This window comes from Sphaerimonospora sp. CA-214678, from assembly GCF_050942215.1.
Classification (GTDB): Bacteria; Actinomycetota; Actinomycetes; order Streptosporangiales; family Streptosporangiaceae; genus Sphaerimonospora.
In genome coordinates, this window is the sequence record NZ_CP192056.1 from 3,704,672 (window position 1) to 3,724,224 (window position 19,553).

13 protein-coding genes are annotated in these 19,553 nt (G+C 69.3%); 4 read left to right on the forward strand and 9 right to left on the reverse strand.

Annotated elements, in window-relative coordinates; all coding sequences use genetic code 11:
• Positions 1-3: 3 nt before the first annotated feature.
• Complete coding sequence (locus ACQP1K_RS16675; RefSeq protein WP_433496632.1) at positions 4-1,260, reverse strand: ABC transporter substrate-binding protein; 1,257 nt, start codon at positions 1,258-1,260, stop codon at positions 4-6.
• Positions 1,257-3,215 (reverse strand): ABC transporter permease subunit, encoded by a 1,959-nt coding sequence (locus ACQP1K_RS16680; RefSeq protein WP_433496633.1) that lies wholly within the window; start codon positions 3,213-3,215, stop codon positions 1,257-1,259. The genes ACQP1K_RS16675 and ACQP1K_RS16680 overlap by 4 nt, the downstream gene beginning before the upstream one ends.
• A 186-nt stretch (positions 3,216-3,401) precedes the next feature.
• Here ACQP1K_RS16680 and ACQP1K_RS16685 point away from each other — a divergent pair, with 186 nt between their 5' ends.
• Positions 3,402-3,776 carry a nuclear transport factor 2 family protein gene (locus ACQP1K_RS16685; protein ID WP_433496634.1) on the forward strand — a complete coding sequence of 125 codons (375 nt, stop codon included), beginning with the start codon at positions 3,402-3,404 and terminating at the stop codon, positions 3,774-3,776.
• Positions 3,777-4,247: 471 nt separating this feature from the next.
• Here the strand turns inward: ACQP1K_RS16685 and ACQP1K_RS16690 are convergent, their stop codons facing one another.
• The 5 genes from ACQP1K_RS16690 to ACQP1K_RS16710 form a co-directional block, all read right to left on the reverse strand.
• Positions 4,248-5,150: a maleylpyruvate isomerase N-terminal domain-containing protein gene (locus tag ACQP1K_RS16690; RefSeq protein WP_433496635.1), complete on the reverse strand. Its 903-nt coding sequence runs from the start codon at positions 5,148-5,150 to the stop codon at positions 4,248-4,250.
• Positions 5,140-6,819, reverse strand: coding sequence for a class I adenylate-forming enzyme family protein (locus ACQP1K_RS16695; RefSeq protein WP_433496636.1), 1,680 nt, complete (start codon positions 6,817-6,819; stop codon positions 5,140-5,142). Before ACQP1K_RS16695 ends, ACQP1K_RS16690 begins: the two co-directional genes overlap by 11 nt.
• A 637-nt stretch (positions 6,820-7,456) precedes the next feature.
• Positions 7,457-9,097 carry an FAD-dependent oxidoreductase gene (locus ACQP1K_RS16700; protein WP_433496637.1) on the reverse strand — a complete coding sequence of 547 codons (1,641 nt, stop codon included), beginning with the start codon at positions 9,095-9,097 and terminating at the stop codon, positions 7,457-7,459.
• A 48-nt stretch (positions 9,098-9,145) separates the two neighbouring features.
• Positions 9,146-9,313 carry a hypothetical protein gene (locus ACQP1K_RS16705; protein ID WP_433496638.1) on the reverse strand — a complete coding sequence of 56 codons (168 nt, stop codon included), beginning with the start codon at positions 9,311-9,313 and terminating at the stop codon, positions 9,146-9,148.
• Between the two features lie 122 nt (positions 9,314-9,435).
• Positions 9,436-11,061 (reverse strand): FAD-dependent oxidoreductase, encoded by a 1,626-nt coding sequence (locus tag ACQP1K_RS16710; protein WP_433496639.1) that lies wholly within the window; start codon positions 11,059-11,061, stop codon positions 9,436-9,438.
• A 102-nt stretch (positions 11,062-11,163) separates the two neighbouring features.
• Between ACQP1K_RS16710 and ACQP1K_RS16715 the strand changes: the two genes are divergently transcribed.
• A complete protein-coding gene (locus ACQP1K_RS16715; protein WP_433496640.1) occupies positions 11,164-12,786 on the forward strand; it encodes a thiamine pyrophosphate-binding protein in 1,623 nt (540 codons plus the stop codon).
• A 69-nt stretch (positions 12,787-12,855) separates the two neighbouring features.
• Here the strand turns inward: ACQP1K_RS16715 and ACQP1K_RS16720 are convergent, their stop codons facing one another.
• The gene (locus ACQP1K_RS16720; protein WP_433496641.1) at positions 12,856-14,127 is read right to left on the reverse strand and encodes an MFS transporter; all 1,272 of its coding nucleotides are present in this window, start codon (positions 14,125-14,127) and stop codon (positions 12,856-12,858) included.
• A 92-nt stretch (positions 14,128-14,219) separates the two neighbouring features.
• On the opposite strand from ACQP1K_RS16720, the gene ACQP1K_RS16725 reads away from it, so the two are divergent.
• Both ACQP1K_RS16725 and ACQP1K_RS16730 read left to right on the forward strand, forming a co-directional pair.
• Positions 14,220-15,821, forward strand: a complete 1,602-nt coding sequence (locus ACQP1K_RS16725) for an FAD-dependent oxidoreductase (RefSeq protein ID WP_433496642.1) — start codon at positions 14,220-14,222, stop codon at positions 15,819-15,821.
• 11 nt (positions 15,822-15,832) lie between these two features.
• Complete coding sequence (locus ACQP1K_RS16730; protein WP_433496643.1) at positions 15,833-17,779, forward strand: FAD-dependent oxidoreductase; 1,947 nt, start codon at positions 15,833-15,835, stop codon at positions 17,777-17,779.
• Positions 17,780-17,906: 127 nt separating this feature from the next.
• On the opposite strand, the gene ACQP1K_RS16735 is transcribed toward ACQP1K_RS16730, so the two are convergent.
• A complete protein-coding gene (locus ACQP1K_RS16735; protein WP_433496644.1) occupies positions 17,907-19,352 on the reverse strand; it encodes an aldehyde dehydrogenase family protein in 1,446 nt (481 codons plus the stop codon).
• Positions 19,353-19,553: the final 201 nt, after the last annotated feature.

The following is a 19,553-nucleotide window of genomic DNA, read 5'->3' on the forward strand; positions in this document are numbered from 1 at the left end:
AGGTCAGCTCGTCGGCGATCCGGAGATCCAGGTCAGTTCACCGTCGACCTCCAGATAGCGCGCGACGGCTCCCGGCTCCTTGATCTCGGCCGGCGAAAACTTGCCGCCCTGGTAGTTGGTGACCAGGTTGAACGGGTTCCCCACGGCCGGCAGCTCCTTGGGCGCCTTCGACCTGTCATAACCGTGCGTGAGGAATCCGTCCCACGTGGTCGTCTTCTGGACCGCTGCGAGCACCGAGGCCTTCGAGATCTCTCCCGAGATCCCCTTGAGGATGTCGTAGATCGCCATCATTCCCGAGGCCGCCACAGCCGCCTGGTTGTTCAGCTCGGTCTCCGGGGAGTACTCCTTCATGACCTTGCTGTAGGTGCGTGCGTCCTCGCGGTCGTAGTCCGCCGGGACCGCAGCGACGGAGAAGTAGACACCGTCCAGCGCCGCGCCGGCGGCGTCCTGCACCTTCTTGCCACCGGCGGCGGCCGTGACCCCGATCATCGCGTCGGTATTCGAGACGTCGAGTGCCTGGAACAGCCGCGGCGCAGGGCCCTCTCCGACGGCGAGGATGATCGCGTCCGGCTTGCCGGCAACGGCCTTCGAGACGGCCGGGGTGAAGTCAGGTGCCGTCGGGTCGAACTCGACACCGGTGAACGTGGTGCCACCGATCGAGCTCCAGAACGCCTTGATGTCGTCGGCGGCCGTCTGGCCCGCCGGCGTGTTCTGGTACATCATCGCGAGCGTCTCGGCCCCCCGGGAGCGGAAGTACGCCGCGAGGCTGGGGTACGAGCCCGAGGCGCCCGGAGCGGTCAGGAACTCGTGGTCACTCGCGTACTCGGCGGGAGTCACCGGCCAACCGCCCACGTTGACGAGGCCGGCCTTCTCCATGGCCGGGAGAGCGTTCGCGCCGAAGGCGAGCGACGAGTTGTTCACGAACGCCACGACCCCGGAGTCGAGCAGGTTGTTCAGACACTGGCTCGTCTTGGCGGGATCACCGTGGTCGTCGCAGGTCTCCACTGACACCGGACGACCGTCGATCCCGCCGAGGTCCTTGTTGATGTAGCTGGTGAAGGCGTCGTTGACGTCCTTCATCACCTGGTTGCCCCAGGCGGGGTTGGTAATCGTCAGGATCGAGCCCAGCTTGATCGGCTCTCCCTTCAGATCACCGTCGCTGACGGTGCCCCCGCCGTTCGAACCGCATCCTGCGACGAGCGCGGCCACGACCCCTGCCAGGGTGAGCTTCTTGGCGAGGCTTGCGGTGCTCAACTTCATGAGATCTTCTCTTTCTCTTCCGATGTGGTCCGAGAGGTGAACGGTGAGGAGTCGGAGGCGCCCGGGTCCGGTCCCACGTGACCGTGCTTGGCAGCCCGCCTCCGACGGCGGCGATCACGGAACGTGTGACCGAGCGAGGCGAGCCCGTCCGGGTGGAGCTGGATGGCGATGAGGAGCGCTCCGCCGGCGATCACTGCCTGATAGCCGTCGGCACCCCAGGTCGACAACAGCTGGGAGAACAGACCACCGCTGGCGCCGAGGCCGGCGAAGATCGCGCCGCTGGCCATTCCGATGCCGCCGATGTACGCCATGGCGACGACATGCAGCGACTCGAAGACGCTGAAGCGCTCGTAGGCGAATACGTTCGCCTGGAAGCCGAGGAGCGACCCACCGACACCGGCCATGGAGGCCGACACGGCGAATGCACCGAGCTTGTACGCCTTGATGTTGATGCCCGCCACGACGGCAGCGGCCTCATTCTCGCGCACTGCCAGTGCGCGCTTGCCGAGCGTCGACGACCGGAGTGCACCCACCGCCACCCCGGAGGCGACCACGATCGCCAGCACCACGATCGCGAACGCGCGCGCGCTGAGCTCGTGACCGAAGAGACTCGGCGTCACGACGCGGTTGAAGCCGGTCCCGCCGAAGATCCGCCCGTCGGCGAAGACGGCGGCCTGGCAGACGTACGCGACCGCCAGCGTCACGAGCGCGAGGCTTGGACCACGGACCCTCAGGGAGGGAATGCCGACCACGGCGCCCACGATCATCGCCACGATCCCGCTGATCGCGACCACGAGAGGGAAGGGCAGATCGTCGGAGAGGAGGGCGGTCGTGAGGCCACCGATCCCGGCGAAAGCCACCTGGGCGAGCGAGATCTGTCCGAGGAACCCGGTGACGACGACCACCGAGAGGGCGATGAGGATCCCGGCCAGCGTGACGACCAGGGCCGACAGCCAGGCGGAGCGGGCCAGATAGACGAAGGCGAGACCGGCCGCGAGGGCCACGATCGGCCCGGCCACCCGGTAGCGCGGCGGCAGGCTGATCGGCAGCCGACCGCGCACCACCTCACCGCGTGTCGGGATCAGCCGACCCGAGAAGATCATCGCCAGGATGACCACCATGGCCGGAATGGCCTGTGGCCGACCCGGGCCGGACCACAGCCACGTGTACCACTCGCCGTCGGGAGAGATCAGCTGCAAAGCCGACTGCGCCATGCCGAGGACGAGCCCGGCGGCCACCGCGATCCCAAACGACGTGAACCGTGCGAGCAGCGCGGTGGCGAAGACCGGGACGATCAGGAGCGTGAGCGCGTTCGCGTCGAGCCCGGCGATCGGGCTCAGGAGCACTCCGGCAACGGCGGCCAGGCTGAAGCCGACGGCCCAGGTCGACGCGCCGATCAGGACGGGCGACAGACCACTGAGGGAGGCGCCCTTCTCACTGTCGGAGATGGCCCTGATCGCGAGACCGATCTTCGTGTGTCGTGAGACGACGGCCAGCACCACCGCGAGCACGACCGCGACGCCGGCCAGCACGATCCGGTCGCGCGGGATCGGGTGTCCCGCGATGTCGACCGGAGTGGCGTCGACCACCGGAAGCGGTGAGGTGGTGGCGACGTCGAAGATGACCAGTGCCAGGCCCTGCAGCAACAGCAGGAGGGCAAGGGTGGCGACGACCCTCGCGAGGACCGGCGAGTTGCGCAGCTGGCGCATCACCGCCAGGTAGAACAGGACTCCGAGGAGGGCGGCGAACGCGAGGGTCACCACGCCGGCGACGAAGGCCGGCACGGCGTGGTCGTCGCGCAGCGAGAAGAAGATGTAGGCCGACAGCATGGCCACGGCGCCCTGACCGAAGTTCAGGACACCGGTACCGCGGTAAATCGTGACCAGACCGAGTGCCAACAACGCATAGGCGCCGCCTAGGCCCAGGCCCAGCAAGGCGAACTGAAAAACAGACACCAGGGAGCTCCAGATTGTCGACAGCCAGTTCCGGGCGACCGGAAGGGATATGATGGGTGACGGTAGACAACTTAACGTTGAACGTCAATACTCAACCCAGAGGATTCTCAGACTGTGGCTCAACCGTAGACAGAGAGCCCGCACATATCTTGCGTTAGACGTCACATATAGATAAGGAGCGAGCTCATGGAGGCCGGATCCGTGTCCGTGCTCGACCTCGACGCCCGCCGCTGGAACGCGCTGGTCGAGAACGACATCGACCTGCTCGACGAGCTCTTCGCCGACGACCTGTCCTACGTCCACTCCAACGGAATGCGCGACTCCAAGGAGTCCTACCTGGGTGCCCTGCGAGAGGGAGTGTTCCGCTACCTCGACGTCGATGTCCCGGCCGTCGAGGAGCGCCGCTTCGGGGACACGGCCGTGATCACCGGGGACGCCGTGGCCACCACCCGGTCCGCCGCCGGCGAGTTGGTCATCTCCATCCGCTACACCGCGGTGTGGTCCCTTCTCGACGGGAAGTGGCGCTTCGTGGCGTGGCACTCCTGCCCGACGAGTTCATAGCGGTACGCACCGGCTACGACGTGATCGTCCTCGGCACCGGCGCCACAGGAATGACGGCCGCGGCCGCTGCAGCAGACGTGCTCCTCGACGGGCGGTGCATGGCGAGGTACGGCCGCTTCGGTAAAGCACCCGGGAGCGAGCCTCCCGGGTGGTCGATCCGCGCCGACTCGCTCGACGGGCTCGGGGCGGCAACCGGTGTGCCCCGAGCCCGTCGAGCGGTTCAACAAGGACGTGGCGATCGGGCACGACGCCGACCACCATCGCGAAGAGAGCCGGTACGACGGCTGGTGCGGTGACCGGACCTACTGCGAGACGCCCGCTCCATCTCGCCGGCCGCGGCACGTCCGAGAACCGGTTCCCGCCACCGGCACGTCCGCTGGCACACCTCAAGAGGCCCTCGACTGTGCCTGCGGCCCATACCTCGGCCGACGCTGAGACCATGCTCCCCCGGCGGACTTACGAACGAGACCGCTAAGCGAAAGCGCGTGCCTGCTCGACGACGGCCCTGCCGAGCTCTCCCGCGTCCACGCGCAGCGCCGTCTGCGCGCCTGCTCGGCCTGGCCAACGACGCGACACCAGCACGACCCATGCCCAGGCCGGTCCGGAGATCCGCACGCTCGTCGGCGGTGACGCGGTCGAGGCGGACGCGACGAGGACGCGGGTCCAGGAACCGCCTCCAAGGCCGACCAGGCTCACGGAGAGCTCGACGGGTCCCGGGTCAATCCCTGCCTTGGTCAAGGAGTAGGGCACATGCCTGACCCCGATATCGGCCACCCACCATGCCCGATCGTCGAACCGCATCGGGATTCCAAGCGGATGCCGCAAGTCCCAGCCGTGCACCCACGTCTCCATCAGGCGCGACTGGATCATCGAGAACGTGGAGATCGGTTTGCTGGCCCAGCTCACCCGTTCCCCGGCGTCAGGCGGGCCCAGCTCGATGATCTGGTTCAGCAGGCGTTCCCGGCCGGAGCGGAAACGGTCGATGGCCGTCGCCAGATCGAGTTGTGCCAGACGTTCGACCCGGGCGCGGGACTCGGACTGCAGAATGTGTTCGTCGTCCGTGGGATCGGGGAAGCAGTCCTCGCCTTGCAGGGTCCGGAGCGCCAGGTCGTCGCCGACGACCAGATGCACGACCACATCGCGCACGTCCCACCCTTCGCACAACGACGTGGCCCGGCCGTCCTCGGTGGTCAGCTTTTCGAGGCCCGCCCCGAGCTCGTCGCTCAGCGTCCTCAGGTCGTGGCACAACTGCGCCCACGAGCGCGTACGTCTCCGCGCTCCATCGTCGCCCTGCCGCCCGAGATCCGGAGCGAAGCACAGTTCGGGAGGCAACGCCTGCCCGGCGTCGCTGATGACGTCATCTTCAGTTGGCATGGGCCGACGCCCCCTCGTGGTGCTCCCTGGCCAGCCGGCGCAGCGCTGACTTGTCCGGACGGCCGTTGGCCAGCACGGGGAAGTCCTCGGCTCGCATGCCGATGAAGAGCTTCGGGATTTTGTAACCGGCGATGGCGCCCTTGCACAGTCGACGCAGGCGATCGGAATCGCATTCCGAACCCTCTGCCATGGTGACGAACGCGACCACCGCCTCGCCCCAGACGGGATCGGGCACGCCGACGACCTGCGCGAAGTCGACGTCGTCGAGGTACTCCTCGAGAAACACCTCGACCTCGCGCTCCGACACATTCTCGCCGCCGGTCTTCACCATCTGCTTGTAGCGGCCCCGGAAGTGCAGGTACCCATCGGCATCGATGAGTCCGTAGTCGCCGCTTCGGAAGAACCCGTCGTCGATCGTCGCCGCGTTCTCCTCTGGCATGTCCACGTACTCGAGGACGCGACACCATCCTCGGAAGCAGATCTCCCCGAGCTCGCCGGCGGGGAGAGGGTCCCCCGTCTCCGGATCGACGATCCTGAACTCCACCCCGGGCAACGGCTGTCCGTTGGTGCGGCTACGGGTCGCGTAATCGTCGACCCAGCGGGGCGTGATGGCGGCGAGGGTGCCCGACTCCGTGCTCCCGTAGGACGTGGCGAAGAGGTCGAACTCCCAGACCTCCCGCAGCTTGTCGATGTAGGAGGGCGTGCAGGCGAGCAGCGACTTCCGAAGACTGGACACGTCGGTGGTCGCGAACTCGGCGGCGCCGGTCATCTTCGTATACATCGTGTCGAACCCCACTGTGACGGTGCTCCGACACTGCTCGATCGTCCGCAGGGCGAGGACCGCCTCGAACGCGCCCATGAGATCGGCACACCCTCCCGAGAGGTGCGGTGCGCTCAGGACACACGTCACGCCGCCGACGTGGAACGTGGGGAGCATCGCCAGGAAACCGTCATCCGGACGCATGTCCAGCGCGTGCACGAATCCGGTCGCCGCGCCGAGGAAGGCACGGTGGGCGATCAGCGCCGGCTTGGGGAAGGCCGTCGATCCGGAGGTGAACACGATGTAGGCGGGATCCCACGGATCTGCGACTCCGGGCTCCGGCACGCCCGCTGTCCCCGCTGAGCCGAAGACGGCGTCGACCGATGGATGACCTGCCACCAGCCGCTCGGCGTCGTCCAACGGCAGGAGTCCGACCCACCGCACACTGGGCAGCGACGGCACCTCAGTGGCTCCGTCCACCATCGCGGCGTCCACCGCTCGCAGCCGGCCCGCGAAGTCGGCGCCCCGGAAGGACGTGACGCCGATCACCAGCTCCGGCTCGGCCACGCCGAGTACGTGCCGCAGCTCGTGGCTCTGGAACGCCAGGTTGATCGGCACCGCGACCGCGCCGAGGCGGGCCAGTGCGTAATGCAGCACCGCCCATTCAGGGCAGGAGTGGAACAGCAGGCCGACCCGGGTCCCCTTGGTCACGCCCAGCCTCTGCAGGGCCGCCGCCGACCGTAGCGCCCGGTCGAGCAGCTCGGCGTACATCCAAACCCGCGTGCCCATGCGCACGGCCGGTCGGTCCGGGTATCGATGCGTCGAACGCCGGAACATGTCCCAGATGCTGAGATTGGTGTTCTCCAGGATGTCCCGGGTCAACCCGAGCTCATAGCTGAGGCGATCCACAGCTCTCCCGTCGATTCAGGCACTGCAACGCAAGCTCGCGCAGTGCTGTCTTGTCCGGCCGGCCGTTGGCCAGAACCGGGAAGTCGTTCCCGCTGAGTGCGAAGAAGTTCCGCGGAAACAGATCCGCGGGTATCGGGATGCGGACCGCTGGAGCATGTCCCACATCGACTGGCGGGTGGTGACCAGAAGGTCGGTCGCCAGCCGTCGCTCGTACTCAACGCGGTCCAATCCCACACCTCCCGGTCGGTCCAGCCCACGCCACCGTCACATGGACATCGAGTATCGATATAGCGTTTAACGTACAAGGTAAGACTTTAACTGCGGCTCATGTAACGCGCAAGGATTCCCGGCGCGAACTCGTCATGACCCGTCCGATCGTTAGATCTTCAGGGCCGGTTCGTAGGCCTGTCGGGTGGCGTAGCCGATCCGGCGAAGTGCGCAGGCGCCACCGAGGACGTGGATCTCGGGCGCGGTGCCACGGGCGTCGGAGCACAGAGCCGCCTCGGACTCCCCGCAGGAAGCACCATGGAGTCGATGCCCTCGTACGCCCGTCGGGCACCTGAGGAGGTGTGCCGCGCCGGTGACCATGAAAGCGCGGGCCACGAACTCGGTCCCACGGCGGGTGCTGCTCCCTATGTCAGGAGGCGTCCGGTTCCGCGCCGAGCTCCTGGGCAATCAGGTAGGACAGAGTCAGACCACGGCCGAGGGCGAACCCGCTGTTGTAGCCCGACCCCGCCGCCGTCAGAGCGACACACGATCCGGCGGCGTACAGCCCCCTGATCGGGCGACCCGCTTCGTCGCGCACGCGTCCGATGGGGTCGGTATCGATGCCACTGGACCCGATGCCGGTCCCGACGAAGCTCAGTCGAAGCCCATGGTACGGCGCGTCGGTGATCGCTCCGAGCACCGAGTTCGGTCGATGTGCCTTGTCACCGTAGAAACGGTGCACGTAGTCGGACTCCCCCCGGCCGAACTTCGGGTCGGTCCCTACCGACGCGCCGGCGTTGAACTCGACGACCGTCTTCTCAAGTCCGACCGCGTCGATTCCGAGCTCGGAGGCGAGTTCGGCCAGCGTCCCCGCGGACGTCACCAAGCCCGCCGGATACTCGCCCCCGGGAGGCGTCGCGCCCAGGCCGTAGTCCCTGTGGTGCTGCTCGTCCCAGATCAGGTACATCGGCAGATGGGGGTCCTGGGGATCCAGCGCGGCGGCTACCAGGTCGGGCCAGTACGAATCGTTGCAGAACCTCTGGCCGCTGCGGTCCACGATGATCGCGTGTGGCTTGGCGAACTCCGGCCCATAACCGATCTCACCGTCAGCCGTTCGCCATCCCGGCAGCATCGGGACACTGGTCGCCGGGATCTTCGCAACGGCTCCTCCCACCGCCCGGACGAGCCGGATCCCGTCGCCCCGCAGCGTATTCGGGGCGATACTGGCGAAGTTGTCGGGGGTCAACCCCGTCATCTCTTCAGTGAGCTCGCGATCCCAGTCGTAGGTGCTCGTCGCGAGCACGACCCGTCCCCGGAACTCTCTGCTCCCGGACGAGGTCGACGCGCGCACGCCGACGACGCCGCTTTCGTCCGTGAGCAGGTCGGTGACGCGGTGACCTGTCAGGATCTCAACGCCAGGTTCGTCGAGGACTCTGGCCAGGAAGCTCGCCACCACACCGGTACCGAAGGTGAGCGGGTCGCCCTCGCCCTTCACCGGCTCGGTGCCGCGATGCGACACTCCGAGACCATGCGGATCGTTGGAGTTGGTGTTGACGCGCCGAGTGCCCCGCATCACCTCGGCGTAGGTCGTCCCGACCGGGAAGTACGGACTGACCCGGAGGCGATCGCGCCAAGCCCCGAGCACGGAGCCGTCGATCACCTCGTTGGTGAGGTACCGACCTTCACCCAGAGCACCGTTCACCTCTGAGTGATAGTCCACCAACCCGGGAATCACCGTCCAGCGGATCGCGCCGACCTCCTCCCAGTAGCGGACGGCCTCGGGGCTCGCCTCGAGCCACGTCTTCATCGCCTCCTCGTCGAGCAGCTCCGGGTGGGCGTGCGAAAGGCCCCGGACGTACCTCTCGGTGAGGTCCAGACTGTCCTCGATGCCCTGACGGGCCGCCACGTGATTGCCACCCACCCATACCTGACCACCGGAGTAGGCGGCCGCACCGCCGACCAGGTCGTCCGCCTCCAGCACGACGACAGAGCAGCCCCGGATGGCGCTGCCGAGGGCGACGGCCAGGCCTGACAGACCGGCCCCGACGACGATCACGGGCTCGAGGGACATGTAAGCCTCACTCTCTCATGTATCTAAACGAGGTATCGGGAGTTGTATTCACTGACAATCGACGAGCACCTCCGGCTGTGCGCCGCGCCGGACGGCCACGACGTGCTGGGGCTGCTCCCCGAGCTGAAGAAACGGCGCGGCGAGAAGGCCGGGGTGCTCTCCGGGGGCGAACAGCCGATGCTCGCCCCCGGGCGGGCGGGTACGGACCCAGGACACGGCCGAGGGACCGAGGGAACGCCGGCCGGAGGTCGAGTCCTCCTATCTCGGCCGGTAGGCGGGAGAACGCGAAGGGGAGGCGCCGGCGGCATCCGGCGCCTCCCTTCTTCGCCCGCGCGGATTCAGGCGGCGCCGGTCAGATGACGGGCCGCCAGGTAGCCGAAGACCATGGCCGGGCCGAGCGTCCCCCCGGCCCCGCCGTACGTCATGCCGAACGGCGAGGCCATCACGTTGCCGGCCGCGTAGAGCCCGTGGATGACCTGCCCGTCGAGGTCGAGCACCCGGGCGTGCGGGTCCACCCGGGGGCCGCCCTTGGTACCGAGGCCGCCGCTGACGACCTTGATGGCGTAGTAGGGAGGTTCGTCGATGGGCCCCAGGGTGCCGCGCACATCCCGTTTGTAGGCGGGATCCCCCCACCAGCGATCGTGTGCGCTCTCCCCCCGATGGAAGTCGGGATCGACACCCTCGGCCACGTTCTCGTTCCAGCGCCGCACGGTCGCCGTGAGCTCACCGGCCGGCACCCCGAGCTCGTCGGCGAGCGCCTCCATCGTCGCGAACCCCTTCAGCCACGCCGGCGGCTCCTCGCCCGCCGGGTGCGGGCCGACCGTGCCGTACGCCCGCAGATACCCCTGGTCGAAGATCAGCCAGGAGGGCAGGTTGGCGTAGTCGAAGGCGCCCACGTCCTCAACGTGGAAGGCGCCGCCGAACGCGTTGTAGTTGGCGGCCTCGTTGGTGAACCGGCGCCCCTTCCGGTTGACCATGATCGAGCGAGGCCGGCAGCGGTCAGCCGTGATCATGGCCCGGTTCATGGAGTTGATGCCCTCGGGCAGATCGGCGGCGGGAATCCACCACGCCTCCCGCATGTTGCCGAGCATCGCTCCGGCCTTCATGGCCATGTAGAGGCCGTCGCCGGTGTTGGTCCTCATCGACACCGGATGCGTCAGCGGGCCGCGCAGGAACGCCCTCTTGTAGTCCTCGTTCCACTCGAAGCCGCCGGTGGCCAGGACCACGCCGCGGTCGGCGCGCACCTCGCGGGGGCCGGACGGCGTCTCGAAGCGCACGCCCACCACCCTGCCGTCCTCGACGACCAGCTCGCGGGCGCGGTGCTCCACGTCCGGCCGCACACCCGCGTCGAGCAGCGCCTTCAGCAGCCGGCCGATCAGCGCCTGGCCGCGGCCGCGCTCGTCACGGATCGCACGGCGGGCGAGTTCCTCCTTGGACGGCGGCCGGAGGACGGCCGCGCCCAGCGGGGTCTCGCTCATGGTCAGGTGCTCGCTGGAGTAATAGGGGGTGTGGGTGACCTTCTCCTGCCACTCCCCCAGCTCGTCGAAGGGGAAAAGGGGACACTCGATCGTGCGGCCGCCTCCTGGCTTGCCCCCCGGGTGCTCGGGGTGGTAGTCGGGGAAGTCGGGCACGGCGGAGAACTCGGTGCCGGCCTGGTCGTCGAGGAAACGCACCATCTCCGGACCCGCCTTGAGGTAGGCGCGGATCAGGCGCTCCTCCAGCAGGTCCCGCGACAGCGACATAATGTACTCGAAGGCCTCCTCCTCGCTGTCCGTCACGCCGATCGCGGCCTGATGGGGATTACAGGGAATCCATACATGTCCGCCCGACCACGCCGCCGTCCCTCCGACCTCGTGAGCCTTCTCGAACAGACCCACCCGCGCGCCGCCCTTGGCCGCCGTGACCGCAGCGGTGAGCCCGGCGGCTCCCGTGCCGAGCACGACCACATCGAACCGGTCGATCATTCCCGGCTCCTCTCCCGGTATCGTCTTTCACCTATTAAACCTTTCTATTGACGTACAAGGGAAGGTTTGGAAGGGTGCGGGGAGGTCTAACTAGGAGCTTCTATGCTGTTTCATGAAGCGATCGCCCGAGCCCTCGCCGACCAGGGCGTGACGACGATCTTCGGTGTCCTCGGGGACGCCAACCTGTACATGATGGACAGCTTCCAGCGGGCGGCCGGGGGCAGGTACTACTCCTTCTCGAACGAGGCCGGCGCCGTCCTGGCCGCCAACGGGTACGCACGCACCTCGGGACGGCTCGGCGTCGCCACGGTGACCCACGGCCCGGCGCTGACCAACACGGTGACCGCTCTGGTGGAGAGCGTGAAGGACCACACTCCCGTCCTGCTCATCGCCGGAGACACGGCCGTGGTGGACCGGGAGAACTTCCAGAACATCTCGCAGCGGGATGTCGTCATGCCGACGGGCGCCGGATTCGAACAGGTCCGCTCCCCGGAGACGGTGGCCGACGACGTGGCCATGGCCGTACGCCGTGCCCTGCTTGAGCGGCGGCCGATCGTGCTCAACGTCCCGGTCGAGTTCCAGTGGCGGGAGACCGACTACCGCAAGGTCGCGCCCGGATTCGTCGAACCGCAGGCGGTCGCTCCCGACGAGGCCGCGCTGGACGCCGCGGTCGGCATCATCGCCAGCGCCGACCGGCCCGTGGTCCTGGCCGGCCGCGGCGCCGCCCACCCCGAGGCCAGGGCGGCCCTGCTGCGGCTGGCCGAGCGCATCGGCGCCCCGGTCGCCACGACGCTGCGCGGCAAGGACCTGTTCCGCGGTGAACGATTCGACCTCGGCATCTGCGGCACGCTCTCCCATGAGATCGCCCTCGAGACGCTCGGCCAGAGCGACTGCCTGATCGCCTTCGGCGCCTCTCTCAACAAGTGGACCACCGCCGAGGGCGCGTTGGTCGAGGGCAAGCAGGTCGTCCACGTGGACCTGGACCGCAACGCCATCAACCAGTTCACGCCGGGCACGGCGGGGGTCGTCGGGGACGCCGTCACCGTGGCGGACACCATCGTCGGCTGGCTGGACGAGGCCGGGACCAAGCCGACCTCCTTCGCCTCGCCGGAGCTGGCCGAGCGCCTGGCCGGACGCTCCGACGGCGACTTCACCGACCGGTCCACGGACGAGACCGTCGACATCCGCACGGCCATGCTCAAGATCGACCAGGCCTTCCCCGCCGACCGCAACCTGGTCTTCGACGGCGGCCGGTTCATCTTCAACGCCTTCACCATGCTGCACTGTCCCGAGCCGAGCGCGTACGTCCACACGGTGAACTTCGGCTCGATCGGTCTCGGCATGGGCAACGCCGTCGGCGCCTCACTCGGCGCACCGGGGCGGCCGACCCTGCTGGTCACCGGCGACGGCGGTTTCATGCTGGGCGGCCTCGCCGAGTTCTCCACGGCGGTCCGGTACGGCATCGACCTGGTGGTCGTGCTGTTCAACGACTCGGCGTACGGCGCCGAGCACATCCAGTTCCGCAACAAGGGCATGGACCCCGCCATCTCCATGTTCGAGTGGCCCGAGTTCGGCGACGTCGCCACGGCCCTGGGCGGGCGCGGTTTCACCGTACGGAACCTCGCAGAACTCGACCAGGCGCTCGCCGCGATCGAGAACCGCGACCGGCCCATGCTGATCGACATCAAGCTCGACCCCGACAAGGTGTCCGCCCCCGATCACTGAGCCTGGAGCAGTCGGGGGGTCGTGGGCGGTCAGGGGTGGCCAGGTCGGCCGGGGGCGGTCGGGAGGTGTTCAGGCGGCCGTGCTCCGGGCCGCCCGCCGACGGCTCGCGGCCCTGCCGGTGCCCGGCAGGAAACAGACCGCGACGCCGGCCAGGATCCCGGTGCCGCAGGCGACATGGAAGACGATGTCGAAGGAGCCGGTCCGGTCGGCCAGCCAGCCGCCCAGGGGCGGCGCCGCCAGCTGGGCCAGGCCAAGGCTCATCGTCGCGACCCCGAAGGCCGCGCCGAGATCCCGGGGGCCCAGCACATCGCCCAGGTAGGCGACCACCACGGTGCCGATTCCCATCATGACCAGCCCATAGGCGAAGGCGGACAGGTGCAGCACTCCGCCCCAGCCCATGGGGATCACCACGGCCAGCAGGCCGGCCAGGATCATCATCACCGCCAGCGTTCCCCGCCGTCCGCACACATCGGACACCCGGCCGCCCAGCACCCCGCCGAACAGGCTGGCGAGACCCAGCAGGGAGAACACCCCGGTCGCCGCCGCGGGCGCGAAACCCAGGTTCTCCCGCAACGCCGCGACCAGGTAGTTGGTGTACAGGCTGAAGCTCACGCCGTAGAGGAAGTAGGCGATCAGCAGGGTGTGGACCCCGGGAAGCACGGCACGCAGCGGGGCGCGCCGCCGGGGCCGTTCCTCGCCGACGGGGTGAGTACGGCCCGGCCTGAGGAACAGCAACTGCAGCGTGAGGATCACCAGCGAGATCGCGACCTCGAGACCCCAGACCGGGCGCCAGGCGTCGGCGCCGAAGACCCGCTGCACCACGGTCACCATCGGCCCGGTGATGGCGAGGCCGGCGCCCGACCCCGCGGTGACCAGCCCGAACGCGAAGCCGCGATGACGACGCGGCACATGGGCGGCCACGATCGCCGGGATGGGGATCCACACGGCCGCACTGCACAGTCCGGCCAGGCCCATCCCGAGGAAGAGCACCGGGACCCAGGGGGCGACCGCGACCGTCGACAGGCCGATCACCGTCAGCGTCAGCCCCGCCTTGAGGAGCCTGGTGCCCTCGACGCGGCGCGCCACGGAGGTCACGGCGATCACGCCCACCAGATAACCCCCCAGATTGGCGGCGCTGAACAGCCCCGCCAAGCTGTAGGACCCGAGTACGTCCTCGGTCATGCCCGGCAACACGTAGGAGAAGGTGAAGCGGACGAACCCCTGGGAGACCGCGGCGGAGACCATGACCAGCAGGACCGGCAGGATCCAGGTCCGCAGGGACGCTTCGGCATCCGGCTCGTCCGACGCCGGTCGAGCGGTCTTCCACGGTTCGACGGCCATGCAGATCAGCCTTCCGGTTGTGGGAACGAATCTGACACTATACGTAAGACGTACATTGCGATAGATTCGCGTCACCTTCGAGGAGGTGCTACATGGACGAGTACGACGTGGTGGTGCTCGGCACGGGAGCCGCGGGGTTGACCGCCGCGCTCACCGCGGCGAGCGAGGGCGCGACGGTGGGGCTGTTCGAGAAGGCGGACCGAATCGGAGGAACCACGGCGCTGTCCGGCGGCGTCGTCTGGCTGCCGGACAACAGATACGCCGCGGCGGCGGGAGTCGCCGACGACCGCGAGCGGGCACTGACCTACCTTCACGCACTGTCCAACGGCAGCATGCTGCCAGAGATGGTGGAGGCGTTCGTCGACGGCGTCGCGCCCCTGCTCGACTGGCTGGAGCGCGAGACGCCGCTCCGGCTCAAACTGGTCTCCCGCTACCCCGACTATCACCCCGAACACCCCGGAGGCCTCCCCGGAGGCGGGCGCTCGCTGGAGCCGGAACTGGTCGACACCAGGGGGCTGGGCGGGTGGCGGGATCGGCTGGTGGGCACCCCCCGCCGGTTGTACATCAGCGAGATCCCCAGCGGGGGCGGGACCGGTGTCATCGCCCCCGACCTGATGGAGCGGCGCACCGCCGGCTCACTGGAGGGACTGGGCCGCGGCCTGGTGGCCGCGCTGCTGAAGGGCTGCCTGGACCTGAGCGTCGAACCCGGCACCGGGATGCGCGCCGTCGACCTGATGATCGAGGACGACCGCGTCACCGGGGTCCGCCTCGAGTCCGCTTCCGGTCTCCGCGAGGTGCGCGCGAGCAAGGCGGTGATCATCGCCACCGGGGGGTTCGAATACGCCCCGGAGCTGGTGCGGGACTTCCTCCACGGGCCCGTCGCCCACCCGCCCGGGGTGCCGACCAACACCGGTGACGGCCTGCGCATGGCGATGCGGCTCGGCGCCGCGCTCGGCGTCATGCACGAGGCGTGGTGGGTGCCGGTCGTCCTGGTGCCTGCCGCGGACGGCACGGCCGCCCCGACCCTGCTGCTGCGCGAGCGCACGCTGCCGGGGACGCTCATGGTCAACTCACGGGGACGCCGGTTCACCAACGAGGCCGCCAACTACAACGCCCTCGGTGCGACTTTCCGCGCCTTCGACATCAACTCGTACAGCTACGCCAACGTGCCCGCCTGGCTGATCCTGGACGACGCCTGCGTGCGGAAGTACGGGGTCTTCGGCACGGCCCCCGGCTCCGGGGCCCCCGACTGGGTGTCGCGGGCCGACACCCTGGAGGGCCTGGCAGAGCTGATCGGCGTTCCCGCCGCCGAGCTGATCGCGACGGTCGAACGGTTCAACGGGCACGTCGCGGCCGGTCACGATCCGGACTTCCGCCGGGGGGAGAGCGTCTACGACGGCTGGTGCGGAGACCAGGCACACTACGGCACACCGCACGCGACGCTCGGCGGGGTGACGACGGGCCCCTTCTACGCCATCCGCGTCCACCCCAGCACGCTCGGCACCAAGGGCGGCCCCCGGACGACCCCCACCGGCCAGGTGATGCGGGCCGACGGCGGGGCCGTCACCGGACTGTACGCGGTGGGCAACGCGATGGCCGCGCCCACCGGGATGGTCTACGGCGGCGCGGGCGGCACGCTCGGCCCCGCGATGGTCTTCGGTCATCTCGCCGGTCGGCACGCCGCCGCGCATTGAGGAGAGGCACGATGTCAGACCGGGACAGCCCGCTGTTCCGACCGATCCGCGTCGGCACCATGGAACTGCGCAACCGGATCATGCTGCCGCCGCACGGGCGGCTGACCGGTGATCCGTTCGGCGGTGACAAGCAGGCGGCCGCCCACCTCGCCTATTGGCGCCGGCGCGCCGAGAGCGGCGCCGCCTGGATCTGCGGACTCAACGGATTCATCGCCAACCCGGTCATTCCGGGTTTCGAGCCGACCGGCCTGGGCGCCACCGTCCGCGGCGTCTTCCGGCTGCCGAACTTCCGTGAGCGGGCAGCGCGGTTCGCCGATGCGATGCACGCGGCCGGGGCCTACGCCTCCGTTCAGTTGATCATGCAGGGCGGCATGCCGCAGTCGCCCTCCGGGCTCCTCGCGAACCACACCAACAACCAGGTGCCGCACGAGCTGACGACGGACGAGATCGCCTGGCTGGTCAAGGAGTACGCGTTCTCGGCCGGTGAGGCCAGGGCCGCCGGTCTCGACGGGGTCGAGTTGCACGCCAACCACGAGGACCTGCTCCAGCTCTTCCTCTCCCCCGCGACCAACCACCGGCAGGACGAGTACGGCGGGGACCACGACCGGCGGATGCGCCTGCTCCTCGATGTGGTGCGCCGCATCCGCCGGGAGGTCGGACCCGACTTCACCGTGGGCGTACGGCTGAACATGGACGAGTTCTTCGACGGCGGTTACGACCTGGCGGAGGGCCTCGCCATCGCGACCTCGCTGCAGGCCGACGGGAGCATCGACTACCTGCACTGCGTGGTCGGAAACAACTGGGGGGCGCCCAGCTACATCCAGCCGCATCACTACGCCGTGGCGCAGTGGTCCGAGCTCGCCCGCCGGTACAGGGAGGCGCTCGACCTCCCCGTGGTCTACACCGGCCGGGTCTCGACGGCCGAGGCCGCCACCCGCGTCATCGCCGAGGGCCACGCCGACGTCGTCGGTCTGGCCCGCGCCATGTTCGCCGACGGCGACTTCGTCGCCAAGGCGCGCAGCGGCGCCGAGATCCGGCCGTGCATCGGCACGAACGACTGTCTGCACCGGGTGACCGTGGAGGGCATGCGCTTCGGCTGCTCGGTGAACCCGCGCACGGGGCGGGAGAGCGAGCCGGAGCCGTCCCGGGCCGAGGTGCCCAGGCGGGTGCTCGTCGCCGGTGCGGGGCCCGCCGGGCTGGAGCTGGCGGCGCTGCTGGCCGAGCGCGGCCACCGGGTCTCCCTCTGGGAGCGCGAGCACGAGGTCGGCGGTCAGATGCGGGTCGCGGCGCTCGCCGCGGAGAACCGGGCCTACACGGACTTCCTGTCCTTCCAGGAGCGGCGTCTCGCCGAGCTGGGCGTGGACGTCGAGCTCGGTCGCGAGGCCGTGGCCGACGTGGTGGCCGGCGCGGGGTTCGACGTCGTCGCCGTCGCCACGGGCGCCCGGGCCCGCCGTCCCCCGATCCCGGGCGTGGAGCACCCGTTCGTCGTCGAGGGACGTGAGGTGATGCTCGGCCGCGCCCTGGTCGGCCGGAAGGTCCTCGTGATCGCCATGGAGGACCACATGCAGCCGCTCACGATCGCGGGCCACCTGACCGATCTCGGCAGGGACGTCACCGTGCTGTACCAGACGCCCGCGATCGCGCCCCTGGTGGGCCGCTACTCCATCGGCGCGTCCCTGGCCAAGCTCAGCGCGGCCGGCGCACGGGTCGAGGTGATGGAGCGGGTGGTCGGCATCGAGCCGGGCCATGTGGTGTCGCGCAACGTCTATTCCGGGGCGGAACGGGCCCACCTCGGCTACGACTCGGTGGTGCTGGCCTGCGGGGGCGAGGCGGAGTCCGCCCTGCACACGGCGCTGCGCGGACGGGTGCCCGAGTTGCACATCCTGGGCGACGCCTACGCGCCGCGCCGCATCTCCTTCGCCACCCGGCAGGCGTACGAGCTGGCGCGCCGTCTTTGACCCCGGCCGTCCCGTAGGCGGCGGCGCCGTCACGGTTCACGGCCACGCGGTCAGATGGACACGGTCAGGCGGACACGGTCCGGGTGGGCTCTGCCCGAGCCCACCCGGACCGGCGGCACGCCGCCGATCAGTTCAGCGCGAGGTCTTTCGCGCGCAGGTTCACCACCAGCGACTTGACCCGGGTCATCGCCTCGATGGACGGGCGCACCCCCTGGGTGCCCATGCCGGACGCCTTCGTGCCGAGGAACGGGAAGTGGTCCGGGCCGCGGGCGGTGCGCCCGTTGACCTGGACGGTGCCGACGTCGAGCCGGGCCGCGATCTGGATGGCCGTGTCGATGTCACGGGTGAAGACCGCGGCCTGCAGGCCGTACTCCGATCGGTTGCTGAGCCGGATCGCCGCCGCCGGGCTGCTCACCCGGAGGATGGGAAGCACCGGCGCGAAAGGCTCCACCCAGGCCAGGTCCATCTCCGCGTCGACGTGGTCGACGACGGTCGGGTGCATGAGGTTGCCCTCACGGGTGCCGCCGTGTACCAGTACGGCGCCGGCGGCCACCGCGTCCCGCACCATCTTCTCCGCGCCGTCCGCCGCGTCGGCGTCGACCAGCGGGGTGATCTTGGCGTCGTCTCGGGGGTCGCCCACCGTCAGCTTCGCCGTCCGCTCGGCGATGGCGGCGACCAGCCGGTCCGCCACGCCGTCCATCACGAGGACGCGCTTGATCGCCGTACAGCGCTGGCCGCTGTACGAGAACGCCCCGGCCACGATGTCGTCGGCGGCGGCCTCGATATCGGCATCGGCGAGCACGATCGCCGGGTCCTTACCCCCGAGTTCGAGGAGCAGCGGGACCATTCCGGCCTTGCGCGCCAGGTCGGCCCCCGTGGCCGAGGAGCCCGTGAAGGTGATCATGTTGACCTCCCGGTGCCGGACCAGGTAGTCGCCGATGCGGGAGCCGCGGCCGGTGACCACCTGCAGGACCTCGGGCGGGATGCCGGCCCGGTAGGCGAGCTCGCACACCTTCAGCGCCGCCAGCGCGCCCTGCGACGGAGGTTTGAGCACGACCGCGTTGCCGGTCGCCAGCGCTGGGGCGATCTTCGAGACCGCCAGGTTGACCGGGTAGTTGAACGGCGGGATGGCCAGGACCGTGCCGAGCGGGACCCGGTGCACGATGGCCAGCTTGTCGCGCGCCTGTCCGGGAAAGGCGTCAGAGAACTGCGTCTCGCCGATGATCCGTTTGGTGTCCTCGGCGGTGTGCCGGATGTAGTCGGCCGAGCGGACCACCTCGTCCCTGGCGTCCTTGCGCGCCTTGGCCACCTCCATCATCAGCAGGTCGCCGATCTCCGCCGCGCTCTCGGCGAGCCGGTGGGCGAACCGCGTGAGCAGATCGGTGCGCTCGGCCAGCGGCCGGGCGAACCAGTGCGGCTGCGCCTGACGCGCGGTCGCGAAGACCTGGTCGATCTCCGCGTGGGTGAACTCGTGCACGCCGCCGATGACGGACCCGTCCACTGGTGAGATCACCGGCAGGGTGCGGTCGTCGTCCGATGTCCGCCACTTCCCGTTGAGCCGGTACCGGCTCACTGAAACCGTGTTCGCTCCCACTCTGTGACCTTTCCGTAGATGAGTTCCGCCCCCGGTCCGCGACCCGCTGCCGGCGCCCGAGAGCCGGCCAGATCCGTGTTGCCGATCTTCCCGGCCGAGTGATTGGACGAGAGCATCATGATGCGATATAACGTTCAACGTCAAGTTTTTTTTATGACTGCCCAGCGGTCACGCACGGCG